The following is a 16796-nucleotide window of genomic DNA, read 5'->3' as shown; positions in this document are numbered from 1 at the left end:
GCGCCTATGACCGACAAGACACCCGTGACCGTGCTGACCGGATACCTCGGCGCCGGCAAGACCACCCTGCTCAACCGCATCCTGACCGAGGACCACGGCAAGCGTTACGCCGTGATCGTCAACGAGTTCGGCGAGATCGGCATCGACAACGATCTGGTGGTCGGCGCCGACGAGGACGTGTTCGAGATGAACAACGGCTGCGTCTGCTGCACTGTGCGCGGCGACCTGATCCGGGTGGTCTCGGGCCTGATGAAGCGGCAGCGGCCCGGAAAGCCCGCCTTCGACGCCATCATCGTCGAGACCACCGGCCTGGCTGATCCCGGCCCGGTGGCCCAGACCTTCTTCGTGGACGACGAGGTGCGCGAGAAGACCCGGCTGGACAGCGTCACGGCCCTGGCCGACGCCCTGCACATCATGGCGCGGCTGGACGACTCCCGCGAGGCGCGCGAGCAGATCGCCTTCGCCGACCGCATCATCCTGAACAAGACCGATCTGGTGGACGAGGCGCAGCTTGTGGCCATCGAGGCCCGTCTGCGCGCCCTGAACCCCATCGCCCCGGTGATGCGGGCCCAGCGCGCCGACGTGCCGCTGGACAAGGTGCTGGGGCTGGGCGGCTTCGATCTGGAGCGCATCACCGACATCCGCCCCGCCTTCGCCAACCCGGCCCACGGCGAGCCGGGCCATGTGCACGACGACCACTGCGGCCATGATCACGACCATGATCACAGCCACGAACACGACCACCATGATCATGACCACGGCCATGGCCCGCGCGGTCACGACCACGGCGACGACATCCGGGGGATCAGCCTGTCGCTGGACCGGCCCATCGACGGGGCGAAGTTCACCCGCTGGCTGGACGAGCTGCTGGCCACCAAGGGCCAGGACATCCTGCGCGCCAAGGGCATCATCGAGGTGGCAGGCGAAGACCGGCGGCTGGTGTTCCAGGCCGTCCACATGATCCTTGAGGGCGACCTGCAGAAGCCCTGGGGTGAAAAGGAGCGGCGCTGGAGCCGTGCGGTCTTCATCGGCCGCGATCTGGACGAGGCGGCGCTGAGGGCCGGGTTCGAGGGATGCGCCGCATGATGGCCGAGTTCGTGGACCCCGCCCGCGACGCCCTGGCCGCGTTTCGCGAGTTGCCCGACGATCGGCCGATCATGATGCTGAACCTGATCCGCTATCGCCCGCGCGCCGTCTATCCGGCGGCGCACCCGTTGATCGGCGAGGAGATCAGCGGCAAGGACGCCTATGGCCGGTACCGCCGCGAGGCGGCCGCCCCCTTCGAACGGGCCGGCGGCGAGCAGATCTGGGCCGGGGCGCCCGACCTGACCGTGATCGGTCCGCGCGACGAGAACTGGGATCTGGCCTTCATCGCCCGCTATCCCACCGGCGCCGCCTTCATCGCCATGCTGAAGGACCCCGACTATCAGGCCGCCGTGGTCCACCGTCAGGCGGGCGTGGCGGATTCGCGCCTGATCCGGTGCGGCGAGCCGGGCCGATGAGCCAGTTCTCCTTCGACGCCCAGCCCACCGCCGCCCTGTTCGACGGGCAAGGCGCCGTCTTCGCCCTCGGCGACGGGGCGGTGCGGTTCGACACCGGCGAGCGCATCGACGCTCACGACGGCCCGGTGCTGTCCGCCGCCATCCATCCTTCCGGCGAGGGCGTGGTCACCGGCGGCGACGACGGCCGTCTGGTGTGGAGCCGGCGCGAGGACGCGGGCGAACTGGCGGTGTCGAAAGGCGCCTGGATCGATGCGGTGGCGACGGCGCCCGCCTCGGGCCTGATCGCCTTTTCCGCCGGGCGCACGGTGACGGTTCTGGACGTGAAGGACCCGGCCTTCCGGCGCACCTTCGAGCATGAGCGCACCGTCTCGGGTCTGGCTTTCGATCCCAAGGGACGCCGGCTGGCCGCCTCCACCTACGGCGGCGTCGCCCTTTGGTTCGCGCGCATCGAAAAGCAGAAGCCCACCTTCATGAAATGGGCCGGGTCGCACACCGGCGTGACCTTTACGCCCGACGGTAATTTCGTCGTCTCCACCATGCAGGACGCCCAGCTGCACGGTTGGCGGCTGAAGGACTCCAAGGACATGCGCATGGGCGGTTACCCGTCCAAGGTGCGGGCCATGGCCTTCCTGTCCAAGGGGGCGCTGTTGGCCACATCGGGCGCGCAGGGAACCGTGCTCTGGCCGTTCGTCGGGTCGAACGGCCCCATGGGCAAGGAAGCCACCGAGATCGGCTATGACGCCGGGTCCCAGGTGGTTCTGGTCGCCGCCGCCCTGGATCACGCGAAGCTGGCCGCGGGCCTGTCCGACGGCCGGGTCTGGGTCGCCGAGCCCGCAGCCCAGGGCCTCAATTACATTCGCGCCGACCGCGGCGCCCCGATCGCCGCCCTGGCCATGAGCGCGGACGGAACCCGGGTGGCCTGGGCCGACGAGGACGGCGAGGCGGGGGTGGCTGGGATCTGATTTTCCCTCCCCCTTGTCATCCCGGACGCGCCGACAGGCGCGAGCCGGGACGGGACGGTCCCATTACGCCGCTCACCCCGGCGAAGGCCGGGATCCAGATCATATGGCTCCATAGCTGGACGTCCTGGCGCGCCTCGGCCCCAGACCACCGCGTCCGCCATCTGGATCCCGGCCTTCGCCGGGATGAGCGGATGTGGGTCACGCCGCCGCCCGCTCAGAGGTCGCCACCGTCACCGCCTCCAGCGCCCGCGACAGGTCGGCGATCAGGTCGTCCTGATGCTCCAGACCCACGGACAGCCGCAGCAGGCCCTCGGTGATGCCCGCGGTCCGGCGCGCTTCGGGGGTCATGGCGGCGTGGGTCATGGTGGCCGGGTGGGCGATCAGGCTTTCGACGCCGCCCAGGGACTCGGCCAGGGTGAAGATCTCCAGCCCCTCGACCAGGGCGCGGACGGCGTCCACGTCGCCGTTCAGCTCGAATGACAGCATGGCGCCGGGGCCGGTCTGCTGGCGCGCGGCCAGGGCGTGGCCGGGGTGGGATTTCAGGCCGGGCCAGTGCACGGCCTTGACCGCCGGGTGGGCGTCCAGGAAGTGGGCCACGGCGCCGGCGGTGGCCTGCTGCCGCTCGATGCGGGCGAACAGGGTGCGCACCCCGCGCAGGGTCAGATAGGCGTCGAACGGCGAGCCCGTCACCCCGGTGCAGTTGGCCCACCAGCACAGGGCCTCGTGGTCCGCCGGGTCGGCCGCGATCACGGCCCCGCCCACCACGTCGGAGTGGCCGTTGATATATTTGGTGGTCGAGTGGACCACGAAGTCCGCGCCCAGCTTGATGGGCTGTTGCAGGGCGGGGGACAGGAAGGTGTTGTCGGCCACCACCTTGGCCCCGGCGGCGTGGGCGCGGCGGCAGATGTCGGCCACGTCCACCACCCGCATCAGCGGGTTGGACGGCGTCTCCACAAACACCAGCTTGGGCTTCAGCGCCAGGGCGGCCTCCAGCGCCTCGGGGTCGCCCTGGTCGACGAAGGCCACCTCGAAATGGCCCTTGCGGGCGCGGGCGCACAGCAGCCGATGGGTGCCGCCGTAACAGTCGTGGGGCGCGATCAGCAGGTCGCCCGGCTCCAGCGAACAGAAGGCCAGATCCACCGCCGCCATGCCGGTGGAAACCACAACCGCGCCCGCGCCGCCTTCCAGCTCGGCGAGCGTCTCGGCCAGCACGTCGCGGGTCGGATTGCCCGAGCGGCTGTAGTCGTACTGCCGCTTCTGGTCGAACCCGGCGAACGAATAGTTGGACGACAGGTACAGCGGCGGCATGACCGAGCCGTGGGCCGAGTCCTGATCGACGCCGGTGCGCGCGGCGATGGTGCGGGGATCGGCGGGGCGGTGGGAAGCGGTCATGGGTCAGGACTCTTTGGGGTCGATGTCGTTCAGGGCGGTGGTCAGCACGTCGGCGACGAAGGCGTCTTCCTTGAGGAAGGCGTCGTGGCCGTAGAGGGAGGGCGCCTCAACGAGGCGGAACAGGTTGGGAAGGCGGGCAGCCAGCTCGCGCATGTCGTCGATGGGAACCAGCCGGTCGCTGGTGAAACCGATCAGGGTGGCGGGCGTCGTGATGGCCTCGGGCGTGATCGTGTGGCGGTCGATGGAGTCCGACAGGGTCAGCCAGCGCGAGGCGGTCATCACCGCCGGATAGGCCCGCCCCCGCGCGCCCAGATAGTCGCACACCGGATAGCGGCCGCCGGCGCGCTCCGGCGCCACGGTGTCGAAGCGGGCGTCCAGTTCCTCGGGCGTGCGGTAGGTGGTCATGGACAGCTCGCGGGCCAGCGCCACCCCATCCTCAGGCCGTCCGGCCTCCATCGCCAGCTGCAGGATGCGGCGCTGGACTCCGCGCCAGGCGGTGGCCAGGGGATGGGGGCGGTGGGCGGCGGAGATCACCACCAACTGGCCCAGCCGCTCGGGGAAGGCTTCGGCGAAGGCCAGACCCACCATGCCGCCGTAGGAGCAGCCCACGAAGGCGGCGGCGCGCGGCGCCTCCAGATGGTCCAGCAGCAGGGCCAGCAGACGGGCCTGATCGCCGGTGGTGACGGTCAGGGGCGTGGCGGGCGCGGTGGGACCGTCGGGGGCGAAGTCGAAGGCCAGAACCTGAAAGCGGTCCAGATCGATAGGGCCGCCGGCCGTCACGGCGCCGGACCACCAGCCCGAGCCGTTGGTCTCGGTGCGGTGCACGAACCGGCCGCTGGAGATGCCGCCGGCCACGATCACCAGCGGGGCGCCGGGGCGGCCCTGCAGCCGGGCGCGGATCACCGGATCGGCCAAGGCTTCCCCGGAGGCCAGTCGGAAATCGGCGGGAATGGACACGATGATGTCGCGCGCACGCTGCATCGGCGCAATGGATTTGCGCGCGGGCAGACACTGCGGTTCAGTGTCGAGGGTCGTCTTTTCGGCCAGGGCGGTTGTCATGGTCTCGGTCGTCTCGCATCGTCCCGCTCATCGAGACTGCTGCTGACAGACCGTGGAGCCCTTATGGAACGGGGCTTCCACTCATCTCTCGCGAACCCGAAGGCTCTCGCAGGAGTTGGCACCTTTCGGGCGGAAGCCCGAGGTTGCCCCGGCGTCAAAGGGCCTATCCCTCGACCGGTCTTGATGAGCCCGGAAATCCTGCGGAAAGCTCACGGCTTCGTCAAGCGAAATAATCATCCCCATTTCCAACGCATATCTGGATGTCATGGAACGTTCATTGCGCATAGCGGTGTTTCAGCACACTATTTCACCGATACGGGGTTGACGCCCGGCGGCTCATCGGTCAGGTTCGCCGCCAACCGAAGCTCGAAAGACCCGTTCTGGTGTCCCACGTCACGCCCCTGTTGATCGCCTCCATGACCGTCTCCGGACGTCAGGGCGGACCCGTGTCCGGCGGCTTCGGTACGACCATTATGGCCACCACCACCACCATGCCCACCCGGGCGGGGAACGGTTAGCGCGCAGCCAGGTCAGGTTCGCATCAACCCACCACCCGCCCCGGTCGCCCGAGGCGGGTTTTTGCATTTCCGAGGTCCACACCATGTCCGTCGCCGTCCTTCTCAAACCCGAAGACAAGCTCAAACCGGCGCCCCGCCCCGCCTTGGCAGGCGGCCGCGAGGTGGTGGTGCTGAAGTTCGGCAGCTCGGTGCTGCATGGACCGGAAGACACGCCGAACGCGGCGTCCGAGATCTACGGCCATGTGCGTCAGGGCCGCCGCGTGGTGGCGGTGGTCTCGGCCTTCGGTGGAGAGACGGACCGCCTGTTGGGTCATGCCCGCGAGCTGGGTCTGCCCCACGAGAACCTGCTGGCGCCCGCATATGTGGTGCAGGGCGAGGAGCAGGCGGCGGCCCTGACCGCCCTGGCCTGTGACCGGGTCGGTCTGGACGCCGTCTCCCTGACGGTGCGCGAGCTGGGCCTCGTGGCCGAGGGCGAGCCGGAGCACGCCCATCCGCGATCGCTGGACGACGCGCGGCTGCGCCAGGCGCTGGAGGACCATGAGGTGGTGGTGGTCCCCGGCTTCGGCGCGGTGACGGGCGAGGGGCGGGTGGTGCTGCTGGGACGGGGCGGCACGGACCTGACCGCCGCCTTCCTCGCCGCCGAGCTGGGGCTGAAGACGGTGCGGCTGGTCAAGGATGTGGACGGCCTCTACGACCGCGACCCCAACAACGCCGACGGCGCCCTGCGCTATGACCGGGCGAGCTGGGACACGGCGCGGCGTCTGGGCGGATCGCTGGTCCAGCGCGACGCCATCGACCTGGGCCAGGCCCGGGGGGTGGAGATCGAGGTGGCCGCCCTGGGCCGCGCCGCCGCCACGGTGGTGGGCGACGCCGAGGACGCGCCCCATCCGGCCAAACCCTATCAGCCCGTTCGCGTGGCCGTGGCCGGCGCCGGCGTGGTGGGCGGCGGCCTGCTCAAGCGGCTGCTGAACGACCCGCGCTTCGAGGTCGTCAGCGTGCTGGTGCGCGATCCGAAGAAGCCGCGCGACTTCGCCTGTCCGGCCGAGCTGTTCACCGCCGCGCAGGACGACCTTCTGGCCAGCAAGCCCCATGTGGTGCTGGAGGCCATGTCCGAGGGGCAGGCCGGGCACGACCTGATCCGCGCGGCCCTGGACAAGGGTCTGGACGTGGTCAGCGCCAACAAGCAGGCCATCAGCATCGACCCGGCCGGCCTCAATGATCTGGCCTGGGGCACGGGCGCGCGGCTGGCCTATTCGGCGGCGGTGGGCGGCGGCTCGCCCATGATCGAGACCCTGCGTCTGGCCCGCGCGGCCGGGCCTGTGGCCGGGTTCGAGGCGGTGCTGAACGGCACGGTCAACTTCATGCTGGAGCGGCTGGCCGAGGGCGACGCCTTCGACGACGCCCTGTCGGCGGCGCGCGCGGCGGGCTTTGCGGAAGAGGACCCGTCCGCCGATCTGGAAGGTCTGGATTCCGCCGCCAAGGTGCGGTTGCTGGCCTATGAGGCCTTCGGCGAGGCGCCCGATGATCTGCCGCTGGAAGCCCTCTCCCCCGACGCGCCGCTGGGCCGCCGGGGCGTGCGCCAGATCGGCGCCTGCCATGCGAAGGCAGGCAAGCTGGAGGCCCGGGTGGCGCTGGAGTCCGATCTGGACCCGGTGTTCCACGACCTGAAGGGCGAGCGTAACGCGCTCAAGGTCTATGGCCAGGACGGCCGCGTGTGGACCTGCAAGGGACGCGGCGCCGGACGTTGGGCCACGGCTGAAAGCGTGCTGGCGGACCTTTCCGACATCGTGCGAATTCGCCAGGGTCTCTGAATGGCCGTCTTCACCCCCGTCACGCCGGATCAGGCCCGCGCCTTCATCGCGGATTACGGGCTCGGCGCGCTGAGCGAGATCGCGCCCATCGCCGAGGGGGTGGAGAACACCAACTACCGCATCGAAACGGCGGGCGGGCGCCATGTGCTGACCCTGTTCGAGTGGCGCACCGACGAGGCGGGGCTGCCGTTCTGCCTGGGCCTGACCGACCATCTGGCGGACGCGGGTTTCGCGGCGCCGAGGCCGGTGCGCGGTGTTTCGGGCGACTGGATCGGGCGATTGAACGGACGCCCCGCGGCGGTGATCCAGTGGCTGCAGGGCGCCGGGCTGCACACGCCCACGGTCGTCCAGGCCACAGCAGGCGGGCGGCTGCTGGCGGACCTGCACCTGAAGGCGGCGGACTTCGCCGGGCGGCGGCCCAACCCCGTGGGCCCGGCCCAGTGGCGGCTGCTGGCGGAGAAATGCGATCACCGGGCCGCGGGCGACAGCCGGCGGATGCTGGAGGCGCTGGTGGCCGAACTGGACCGGCTGGAGCCGCTTCTGCCCGACGGGCTGCCGTCAGGCGCCATCCATGCCGACTATTTCCCCGACAACGTCCTGTACGAAGGCGACCGGCCCGGCGGCGTGATCGACTTCTATTTCGCCCATGTGGGCGCCTGGGTCTGGGACCTGGCCATCGCCCTGAACGCCTGGGGCTTTGACGCCGAAGGACGCCCGGACGAGGCGGTGCTGTCTGCGTTCCTGCGCGGCTATGAGCAGGGGCGGCGGCTGGAGCGGGCGGAGGTCGAAGCCCTGCCGGTGCTCGGCGCGGCCTCGGCGGTGCGCTTCACCCTGACGCGGCTGCACGACCAGCTGTTCCACGACCCCGACTGGCTGGTGACGCCCAAGGACCCGGCCCCGTTCTTCGCCCGCATCGCCTTCCACCGCGCGACGAGCCCGGCGGACTACGGGTTGGCGACGGTCTGACGCAGGACGCTTTGCCGGGCAGCAGACGCGCCGAAGGGCAGCAGCCAACGAGAAGGGAGACGTCGACTATTGCAGCGCCGCCCTGATTTCTGGGAGCCTGCTTTGCCAGTCGGTCAACGTGGATGACGACACATCGAGGTCATCGCAGGCAATGGCCTTCAATGCTGCAGCAGGTGGGTAGGTGGCGGGGACTTGCTCCCATCCCTCAGCTCCCTCTTCCGTCGACCTGACAGTGCCGTCTCGGGCTATTTGTCTTTCCCCCATGACGCGCCATTGGACCGTCGAGCAGTTGATCTCGACCGCTGTGTCCCGACGCACTTCCTCCCAATCCTCGCCTGTTTCGGGATAGATGCTGACTAGCGTGGCGAACGTCGCTTGACCCGTGCGGCGAAGGCTCGAGAGCGGCAACACAAAAGCAGTGTCATCGCTTATGGCGAGGATCACTCCATCATCCGACTGAAGCTGCCCGAGAAGGGCGAAAGCCAGCGCTATGGAGGCTATGCTCATCTAACTTGTCCACGCGGTGTTGATGCGACGATCACCTTAGCAGCCGTAAGCCGAACGTCAGCTATGAGTCGCGAGCCCACATGGACTGCCTGCCGATGAGCGGCCTCTTGGCCTCAGCGATTTTATGAGGACCTCCCCTGAAGGGCCTTCACCGCCCCCAGCGCCTGATCCAGATCGGCGTCGATGACGGTCAGGCGCTCCTTGCCGCCGGTGAGGGCGGCCAGGGCGGGCGGGACCGGGGGCTCGAAGCCCAGCACCGGCGCGACGCTCTCGGGGAATTTGGCCGGATGGGCCGTGGACAGGGCGACCACCGGCCCGCCCTCGCGCGCCATGTCCCGCGCGGCGGCCAGCGCCACGGCGGTGTGGGGGCAGATGACCCGGCCATACGCCTTCCACGCATGGGCGATCTCGGCGCGGGTGCGGTCCTCGTCGATGGACACGGCGGATGCATGGGCGCGCAGGGCGGCCAGCAAATCGGGCGCGATATCCACGGCGCCGTCGCGGGCGAAGGTCTCGAAGAACCCGCGCGTGGCGTCCGCATCGCGGCCCGTGGCCTCGAACAGCAGCCGCTCGAAATTGGAGGGCGCCTGCACGTCCATGCTGACGCTGGCGGTGGGGTTGGCGGCGGTGCGCTCATAGCGGCCGTGGTTGAGGGCGCGGGCCAGGGCGTCGTTGCGGTTGACCGCGGCGGTCAGGGTCAGGGGAACCCCCATGGCGCGCGCGACCCATCCGGCGAAGGCGTCGCCGAAATTGCCCGTGGGCACCACGAAGCGGGGCGTCACGTGCGGGGCGCCCAGCGCCGATGCGGCGGCGACGTAGTAGGGGACCTGACCCGCCAGCCGGCCCCAGTTGATGGAGTTGACCGAACTGACCCTGCGGCCCTCGCGCAGGGTCTCGTCGGCCAGGATGGCCTTCACCAGCCGCTGGCAGTCGTCGAAGTCGCCGCGCACCGCCAGATTCAGCACATTGGGCGCGTCCACCGTGGTCATCTGGCGACGCTGGACCGGCGAGACCCGGTCCAGCGGATGCAGCACGGCCAGATCCACGGACTTCGCCCCGGCGAAGGCGCGCACGGCGGCGGCGCCGGTGTCGCCGCTGGTGGCCGTCAGCAGCAGTAGTCTTTGGCCGGTGCCTTCCAGAGCGGCGTCGGTCAGGACCGCCATCATCTGCATGGCCAGATCCTTGAAGGCGGCGGTGGGGCCGTGGAACAGCTCCAGCACCCACAGGTTCGGCTCCAGCTGGACCAGCGGCGTGATGGCCGCGTGATGGAAGGTCCCGGTCAGCCGGTCAGCAGCGGCGCGCACGGCGGCGGGGGGCAGGGAGTCGCCCGCGAACACGCCCAGAATGTCGGCGGCCAGATCGGCGTAGGGACGGGCGGCGGCGGCGCGGATGTCGCCCGCGCTCAGGTTCGGCCAGCTTTCGGGCATGTAGAGCCCGCCGTCGGGCGCCATGCCCCGCAGCAGCGCGTCGCGGAAGGTGGTCGGAGCGGCCCCGCCCCGGGTGCTGACATAGTTCATGGCGATCCCCTGCCGCCGCTGCCGGAAGGCGACGACGACAGGGTAAAGCCTAGAAAATTCGTGCTGTTGTGGCCACCGCAAATGAGAGTTCGCGGCAGGAAATTGCCCTCAGGCGCGGCTCTCCAGCACATCCAGCACGTCCTGAAGCGACAGGCCGCGCGCCTTGAGCAGCACCAGCAGGTGATAGACCAGATCGGCCGCCTCGCTGGCCAGTTCGGCCTCGTCGCCGGCGGCGCCGGCCAGCGCGGTTTCGACGCCTTCCTCGCCCACCTTCTGGGCGATGCGCTTGGGGCCGGACGCCAGCAGTTTGGCGGTCCAGCTTTCGGACGGATCGGCGTCGGCGCGAGCGGCGATGGTTTGCTCAAGCCGGGCCAGACGGCCCAGACCCGGGGCGTCCTCGTCGCCGAAGCAGCTGACCCGGTTCAGGTGGCAGGCGTTCCCCACCGGCTCGACCCGCACCAGCACCGCGTCGCCGTCGCAGTCGGGGGTGACGGAGACGACTTTCAGCCGATCGCCGGAGGTCTCGCCCTTGCGCCAGCGCCCGCCGCGCGAGCGGGAGAAGAAGGTGGCCTCGCCGCTCGACAACGTCTCGTCCAGCGCCGCCCGGTCCATGAAGGCCAGCATCAGCACCTGCAGGGTCGCGGCGTCCTGCACCACCGCCGCGATCAGCCCGCCGCCTTTTTCGAAGTCGAGTTGCTTTGGGTCGAGCATCATAGTCTCCGCTCATCCCGGCGAAGGCCGGGATCCAGGTCGTAAGGCTGAATCTGGGTGAATTTGCACATACCAATCTCGATCGTGATCAAGCGATGTGATCTTGCATCTGGATCCCGGCCTTCGCCGGGATGATCGGAATAGAGAGTCACAACCGCACCTCTATGCCGTCGCTGTCCAGGGTCCGTTTCAGGTCGGGAATGCGGATGGCGCCGGAGTGGAAGACGCTGGCCGCAAGGGCGCCGGAGACGTCGGCCTCGGCGAACACCTGACGGAAATGGTCGGGCGACCCGGCCCCGCCCGACGCCACCAGCGGGATGGTCAGGCGCGCGCGCGCGGCCTTCAGCTGTTCCACGTCATAGCCGTTTCGCACCCCGTCCTGATCGATGCAGTTCAGCACGATCTCCCCGGCGCCCAGCGCCTGCGCCTCCATGATCCAGTCCAGGGTCAGGCGGTTCGCGCCGCGCCGGGCGTCCGGGTCGCCCGTATATTTGTGCACCCGCCAGTCGCCGTCCTGAAACTGGCTGTCCACCCCCACCACCACGCACTGTCCGCCCAGCCGCTCGGCCATCTCCGCGATCAACTCGGGGCGCTCAAGCGCGGGGGAGTTGATGGAAACCTTGTCCGCCCCGTTGTCCAGGCAGCGGGCCGCCTGATCCACCGAGCGGATGCCGCCGGCCACGCAGAACGGGATGTCCAGCAGCCGGGCGATGTCGCGCACCCAGCCGTAGTCCAGCGTGCGCCCCTGCGGCGAGGCGGTGATGTCGTAGAACACCAGCTCGTCGGCGCCCTCGTCGCGGTAGCGCGCGGCCAGTTCTGCGGCGTCGCCCATGTCGGTGTGGCCCACGAAACGCACGCCCTTGACCACCCGGCCGTCCTTCACGTCCAGACAGGGGATGATGCGCCGTGCGGTCATCGCACCGCCTCCAGCGCGTCGGACAGGGTGAAGCGGCCTTCGTACAGCGCCCGGCCGATGATGGCGCCGTCGCAGCCGATGGCCTTCAGCGCCGCCAGATCCTCCAGCGACGACACGCCTCCCGAGGCTTGCAACTGCAACTCCGGACGGCGTTGCTTGACCTCGGCCAGCAGTTCCAGATTGGGGCCGGTCAGGGCGCCGTCGCGGCCCACGTCGGTGACGAGGATGTGTTTCAGCGTGCCGGGCGCATAGGCTGACAGGGCGGCCCACAGATCTACGCCCGCACGCTGGGTCCAGCCCTTGAGGGCGGGGACGGGGACGCCGTCCTCCAGCTTCACGTCAAGCGCCAGGGTGATGCGCTCCGGCCCGAAATCGGCCAGCCAGCCGGCGACAGTCTCGGGTTTGGTGACGGCCAGGCTGCCGATCACAACCCGGGCGACCCCGGCCTCCAGCAGCAGGCGCGCGTCGTCGACGGACCGCACGCCGCCGCCGCTCTGGATATTCACTTGCACCGCGCCAGCCATTTCGCCGATCAGGGCGTGCTGCCGCGCGGCGCCCGCTTCGGCGCCGTCCAGATCGACCACGTGCACCCAGGCCGCGCCCTCGCTGACGAACGACACCAGCCGCGCGGCGGGCACGTCGTCATAGCGGGTGACCGCGTCGAAACGGCCGTGCATCAGCCGGACGCAGACGCCGTCCTTCAGGTCGATGGCGGGGTACAGGATCACGCGGGCAGCTCCAGGAAGTTCTTCAGAATGCGGGCGCCGGGGGCGGCGGAGCGTTCCGGGTGGAACTGGCAGCCCCAGCGATTGCCCGCCCGCACCACCGCCGGGACCGGCCCGCCGTAGTCGGCGCGGGCCAAGGTGGCTTCCCCGTCGGGACACAGGAACGAGTGGACGAAATAGGCGTGGTCGCCGGGCGCCACCCCTTCCAGCAGCGGGTCATCCCGGTCGATCGACAGGGCGCTCCAGCCCATGTGCGGCACGGGCAAGGACGGGCCGGGGTCGAGCCGGGTCACGACGCCCGGAATGAAGCCCAACAGGTCGGCCCCCGCGCCCTCGTCGCTGCGCTCGAACAGCAGCTGCTGGCCCAGACAAACACCCAGCAGGGGGCGCTCGAAGGCGCGGATCACCGGGGTCAGGCCCAGGGCGTCCAGCCGGTTCATGGCGTAGGCGGCGGCGCCCACGCCGGGCAGGATGACCCGCTCGGCACCGGCGATCTCGGCGGGGTCGGAGGTGACGCGCGCGTCGGCGCCCAGCCGCTCCAGCGCGAACTGCACCGAGGCCGTGTTGCCCGCGCCATAGGCGATGATGGCGACGGTCACAGCACCCCCTTGGTGGAGGGCACAGCATCGCCCTCCACGCGGATGGCCTGTCGGAGGGCGCGGCCGAGGGCCTTGAAACAGGCCTCGGTCATGTGGTGGTCGTCCTCGCCCGTCACCGAGACATGGATCGCCGCGCCCAGGTGCTCGGCCAGCGAGCGGAACACGTGCTCGGTCAGGTCGGTGCGGTACTCGCCGATGAATGGGGTGGTGAAGGCGCCTTCGAACACGCTGTAGGGACGGCCCGACAGGTCGATGGAGACCTTGGCCTCCGCCTCGTCCATGGGCAGCACAAAGCCGTAGCGGCCGATGCCGCGCCGCTCGCCCAGCGCCTGTTTCAGGGCCTGGCCCAGGGCGATGGCGGAGTCCTCGATGGTGTGGTGCGGGTCGATGTGCAGGTCGCCCGCGCACGATAGGCGAATGGAGAAGCCGCCGTGGGCCGCCACCTGCTCGATCATGTGGTCGAAGAAGCCGACGCCGGTCTCGATGGCCACCGGCGCGGCGGTGTCCAGATCGACGGCGCAGACGATGCGCGTTTCTTTCGTATCGCGCACGGCCTCGCCCCGTCGGGCCGGGCGGGCGCGCGGCGGGTTGAGGCCGAAGGCGGCCAGCAGGCGGTCGTTGACCTCCGGCTTGATGGAGACCGGCAGACGCAGGCGCTCCCCCGCCGGGGCCGAGGCGATGCCGTAGGCGTCCAGCGCGGCGCGAACGGCGGGGATGTTGTCGGGGCGCGCGATGATCACCGGCCCGAAGCCGGGCTCGACCACCGTGATCCGCTCCAGCTCGCGCACCATGCGGGCGCGTTCGGCCTTCACGGCGTCGATGCGCTGGGCGGTCTCGATCATGCGCGAGGGATCCAACGCCTGCATGGCCAGCCGGACCAGCGGCGCGGGCAGGGCGTAGGGCTCCAGCATTCCCGCCAGTCGGGCCAGGGTCTCCGGAGCCGCGACAGCCGCGCCCACGCGGGCGCCGGCCAGCCCATACGCCAGCGACAGGCTGCGCAGCACGACCAGATTGGGGTGCTCGGCGGTCAGGGCGGCGGCGGACTCGAAGGGCGCGAACTCGATCAGGCCCTCGTCGATCACCAGCAGAGCGGGCGCGGTGCGGGCGGCCATTTCAGCCACGGCCTCGGACGAACCGAGCGCGCGCACCACCATGGCGGCGGTGTCGCCGTCGCGGCCATAGATGGCGGCAAGCTGCGAGTAGGGCTCCGCATCCGGCGCCTGCACAGAGGCGCCGTCCCGGGCCGCGAGACGCCAGACCAGCTCCAGCCCGTGGGTCACGCCGCGCACCGGCAGGACGCGGTCGTTCGTGACGCCATAGATCTGGGCCAGCCGTGCGGCGAGCGCGTCCGTTTCCGCCGGATAGCGGTCAAGACCGTCGCCGCCGGCCACCAAAGGCGGGAAGGGGGCGGGCAGGCTCACAGGGCGCTCCTCAGATCGGCGGCGCGGGCGTGGGCCTCCAGACCCTCCAGCCGGGCCAGACGGGCGGCCACCGGGCCGAGCACGCGGGCGCCGTCCCGGCTGACCTGCTGCACCGACATGGCGGTCATGAAGGCGCCGGTAGAGACGCCCGAGAAGGCCCGCGCGGCGCCGTCGGTGGGCAGCACGTGGCTGGGCCCGGCGGCGTAGTCGCCCAAGGTTTCGGCTGCATAAGTTCCGACGAACACCGCCCCGGCGGCGGTGATGCGATCTGTCAGGGCTTCCGCGTCGGCGGTCTGGATCGACAGGTGCTCGGGACCGTAGAGGTTGGCGACTTCGGCGGCCTCGGCCGTGTCCTTCACGCGGATGACCCGACCCTCGTTCAGGGAGGCGCGGGCGATGGCGGCGCGGGGCAGGTCGGCCAGCTGCTTGTCGACTTCCTCAAGGATGTATTCGATGCGCTTGTCGTCGTCGCACACCAGAATGACCTGGGCGTCCGCGTCGTGCTCCGCCTGGCTGAGCAGGTCGGCGGCGGCGATGGTCGGGTTGGTCTGGCGGTCGGCGATGACCATCAGCTCCGACGGACCGGCGGGCATGTCCAGACCCGGGCCGCCGGGCAGGGCGGCGGCCTGCTTCTTGGCTTCGGCCACATAGGCGTTGCCGGGGCCGAACAGCTTGTCGGCTTTGGGCAGCCCCCAATCCCCTATAGTGACGCCGAAGGTCAGGGCGGCGATGGCCTGGGCCCCGCCCACGATCCACAAGGCGTCCAGCCCGGCCAGATCGGCGGCCAAGATCATCATGGGGTGCGGCTGCCCCGTCGGCCCCGGGGGCGTCACGGCGGCGCGCACCGGCACCCCGGCCACGGCGGCGGGAATGGCCAGCATCAGCAGGGTGGAGAACAGGGGCGCGGTGCCGGCGGGCACATACAGCCCCGCCGCCTCGATGGGCCGCCATACCCGGCGCGAGCGGACGCCCGGCGTGGTCTCGATCCAGTCGCTGTCCGCGGGCTTCGTCTCCTCATGGAAGCGGCGGACATTGTCGGCGGCGGTCTTCAGCGCGGCCTCGTCCTCGGGCGAAACGGCGGCGCGGGCCTCCGCGACCGCCTCGGGCGTGATGGCCAGGCGCCGGGGCGGGGCGCCGTCCAGCTTGACGCACCAGTCGTTCAGGGCCGCCTCGCCGCGAGCCTGCACATCCTCGAAGATGCGGCGCACGGCGTCGGTCACCGAGGCTTCGGTACGCCGCGCAGGTCGGGCCAGCGCATCGCGCCGCCCGGCTTCGTCAAGCGATGACCAGTCGAGGGTTCGCATCACATCATCTTCTCGATGGGCAGGACCAGAATGGCCGAGGCGCCGGCGGCCTTCAGTTTCTCCAGAGTCTCCCAGAACACCGACTCCTGACACACGGCGTGCACGGCCACCGCGTCGTCGCGGCCCGCCAGCGGGGTGACGGTGGGCGAGCCGGCGCCGGGCAGGATGGCGGTGATCTCGGCCAGGGCCGAGCGCGGCGCGTTCAGCATGACGTATTTGGCGCCCTGGGACGCCACCACGCCGGAGATTCGCTCCACGAGGCTTTCCAGCAGGCCCGCCAGCTCCGGCTCGGGCGCCTGTGGCGAGCGGATCAGCACCGCCTCGGACTTCAACACGCTCTCGCGGGCCAGCAGGCCGTTGGCCTCCAGCGTCGCGCCGGTGGACACCAGATCGCAGATGGCGTGGGCCAGCTTCAGACGCGGCGCCACCTCGACGGCCCCGCGCATGGTGATGATGTCGGCGGTGACGCCCTGCTCGGCCAGAAAGCGGCGCAGGATATTGGGATAGGAGGTGGCCACCCGCTTGCCCTGCAGCGAGGCGGGCCCGGCGTAGTCCAGCGTCGGCGGCACGGCCAGCTTCAGCTCGCAGCGGCCGAAGCCCAGCGGCATGACGATCTCTGCGTTCGGCCCACCGTTCTTCTGCTCCTCCAGTACGTTCAGGCCCACCACGCCCAGGTCGCAGACGCCGTCCGCCACGAAGGTGGGGATGTCGTCGTCACGCACGCGCAGCAGATCGATGGGGTGGTTCTCCACCCGGTAGAGCAGGTCGTTCGCGCCCTTCATGACGCGCAGACCCGCATCGCGGATCAGCTCGAGGGAACGGTCGGCCAGACGGCCGGATTTCTGGACCGCGATGCGCAGTCGTCCGGATGCAGTACTCATGTGAC

General features: G+C 70.3%; 17 protein-coding genes and 1 riboswitch. Of the genes, 6 read left to right on the top strand and 11 right to left on the bottom strand.

Going from position 1 to position 16796, the window contains the following annotated elements; all coding sequences use genetic code 11:
- Positions 1–6 precede the first annotated feature (6 nt).
- The 3 genes from ACI8U3_RS04690 to ACI8U3_RS04680 are packed head-to-tail and all read left to right on the top strand — an operon-like array spanning position 7 to position 2464.
- Positions 7–1086: a CobW family GTP-binding protein gene (locus ACI8U3_RS04690; protein WP_415013707.1), complete on the top strand. Its 1080-nt coding sequence runs from the start codon at positions 7–9 to the stop codon at positions 1084–1086.
- Positions 1074–1502: a DUF1330 domain-containing protein gene (locus ACI8U3_RS04685; protein ID WP_415013706.1), complete on the top strand. Its 429-nt coding sequence runs from the start codon at positions 1074–1076 to the stop codon at positions 1500–1502. The genes ACI8U3_RS04690 and ACI8U3_RS04685 overlap by 13 nt, the downstream gene beginning before the upstream one ends.
- Positions 1499–2464: a WD40 repeat domain-containing protein gene (locus ACI8U3_RS04680; protein ID WP_415013705.1), complete on the top strand. Its 966-nt coding sequence runs from the start codon at positions 1499–1501 to the stop codon at positions 2462–2464. Before ACI8U3_RS04685 ends, ACI8U3_RS04680 begins: the two co-directional genes overlap by 4 nt.
- A 198-nt stretch (positions 2465–2662) precedes the next feature.
- Here ACI8U3_RS04680 and metB read toward each other — a convergent pair whose 3' ends face one another.
- Both metB and metX read right to left on the bottom strand, forming a co-directional pair.
- Complete coding sequence (metB, locus tag ACI8U3_RS04675) at positions 2663–3856, bottom strand: cystathionine gamma-synthase (protein WP_415013704.1); 1194 nt, start codon at positions 3854–3856, stop codon at positions 2663–2665.
- Between the two features lie 3 nt (positions 3857–3859).
- On the bottom strand, positions 3860–4915 hold the full coding sequence (gene metX, locus ACI8U3_RS04670) for a homoserine O-succinyltransferase MetX (protein WP_415013703.1): 1056 nt from the start codon (positions 4913–4915) through the stop codon (positions 3860–3862).
- 78 nt (positions 4916–4993) lie between these two features.
- Positions 4994–5105, bottom strand: a riboswitch (SAM riboswitch).
- A gap of 193 nt (positions 5106–5298) precedes the next feature.
- Here metX and ACI8U3_RS04665 point away from each other — a divergent pair.
- From ACI8U3_RS04665 to ACI8U3_RS04655, 3 genes are all read left to right on the top strand, one after another.
- The gene (locus ACI8U3_RS04665) at positions 5299–5433 is read left to right on the top strand and encodes a hypothetical protein (protein ID WP_415013702.1); all 135 of its coding nucleotides are present in this window, start codon (positions 5299–5301) and stop codon (positions 5431–5433) included.
- Between the two features lie 83 nt (positions 5434–5516).
- A complete protein-coding gene (locus ACI8U3_RS04660; RefSeq protein ID WP_415013701.1) occupies positions 5517–7244 on the top strand; it encodes a homoserine dehydrogenase in 1728 nt (575 codons plus the stop codon).
- Positions 7245–8210 carry a homoserine kinase gene (locus ACI8U3_RS04655; protein ID WP_415013700.1) on the top strand — a complete coding sequence of 322 codons (966 nt, stop codon included), beginning with the start codon at positions 7245–7247 and terminating at the stop codon, positions 8208–8210.
- A gap of 66 nt (positions 8211–8276) precedes the next feature.
- Here the strand turns inward: ACI8U3_RS04655 and ACI8U3_RS04650 are convergent, their stop codons facing one another.
- From ACI8U3_RS04650 to hisG, 9 genes are all read right to left on the bottom strand, one after another.
- Complete coding sequence (locus ACI8U3_RS04650) at positions 8277–8717, bottom strand: hypothetical protein (protein ID WP_415013699.1); 441 nt, start codon at positions 8715–8717, stop codon at positions 8277–8279.
- A gap of 122 nt (positions 8718–8839) precedes the next feature.
- Positions 8840–10234 carry a threonine synthase gene (gene thrC / locus ACI8U3_RS04645; RefSeq protein WP_415013698.1) on the bottom strand — a complete coding sequence of 465 codons (1395 nt, stop codon included), beginning with the start codon at positions 10232–10234 and terminating at the stop codon, positions 8840–8842.
- A gap of 108 nt (positions 10235–10342) precedes the next feature.
- Entirely contained in the window at positions 10343–10945 is a 603-nt protein-coding gene (gene hisIE / locus ACI8U3_RS04640; protein WP_415013782.1) for a bifunctional phosphoribosyl-AMP cyclohydrolase/phosphoribosyl-ATP diphosphatase HisIE, read from the bottom strand.
- Between the two features lie 148 nt (positions 10946–11093).
- Complete coding sequence (gene hisF / locus ACI8U3_RS04635) at positions 11094–11861, bottom strand: imidazole glycerol phosphate synthase subunit HisF (RefSeq protein ID WP_415013697.1); 768 nt, start codon at positions 11859–11861, stop codon at positions 11094–11096.
- Positions 11858–12589 (bottom strand): 1-(5-phosphoribosyl)-5-[(5-phosphoribosylamino)methylideneamino]imidazole-4-carboxamide isomerase, encoded by a 732-nt coding sequence (hisA, locus tag ACI8U3_RS04630; RefSeq protein WP_415013696.1) that lies wholly within the window; start codon positions 12587–12589, stop codon positions 11858–11860. The genes hisF and hisA overlap by 4 nt, the downstream gene beginning before the upstream one ends.
- Entirely contained in the window at positions 12586–13185 is a 600-nt protein-coding gene (gene hisH, locus ACI8U3_RS04625) for an imidazole glycerol phosphate synthase subunit HisH (RefSeq protein ID WP_415013695.1), read from the bottom strand. The genes hisA and hisH overlap by 4 nt, the downstream gene beginning before the upstream one ends.
- Complete coding sequence (gene hisB / locus ACI8U3_RS04620) at positions 13182–14606, bottom strand: imidazoleglycerol-phosphate dehydratase HisB (RefSeq protein WP_415013694.1); 1425 nt, start codon at positions 14604–14606, stop codon at positions 13182–13184. The genes hisH and hisB overlap by 4 nt, the downstream gene beginning before the upstream one ends.
- Positions 14603–15910: a histidinol dehydrogenase gene (gene hisD, locus ACI8U3_RS04615; protein WP_415013693.1), complete on the bottom strand. Its 1308-nt coding sequence runs from the start codon at positions 15908–15910 to the stop codon at positions 14603–14605. The genes hisB and hisD overlap by 4 nt, the downstream gene beginning before the upstream one ends.
- Positions 15910–16791 (bottom strand): ATP phosphoribosyltransferase, encoded by an 882-nt coding sequence (gene hisG, locus ACI8U3_RS04610; protein ID WP_415013692.1) that lies wholly within the window; start codon positions 16789–16791, stop codon positions 15910–15912. Before hisG ends, hisD begins: the two co-directional genes overlap by 1 nt.
- Positions 16792–16796 lie beyond the last annotated feature (5 nt).

Source organism: Brevundimonas sp. (genome assembly GCF_047617075.1).
Lineage (GTDB): Bacteria > Pseudomonadota > Alphaproteobacteria > Caulobacterales > Caulobacteraceae > Brevundimonas.
Note: the sequence above shows the minus strand (reverse complement) of the source record. Positions and strands in the feature narration are given on the sequence as shown.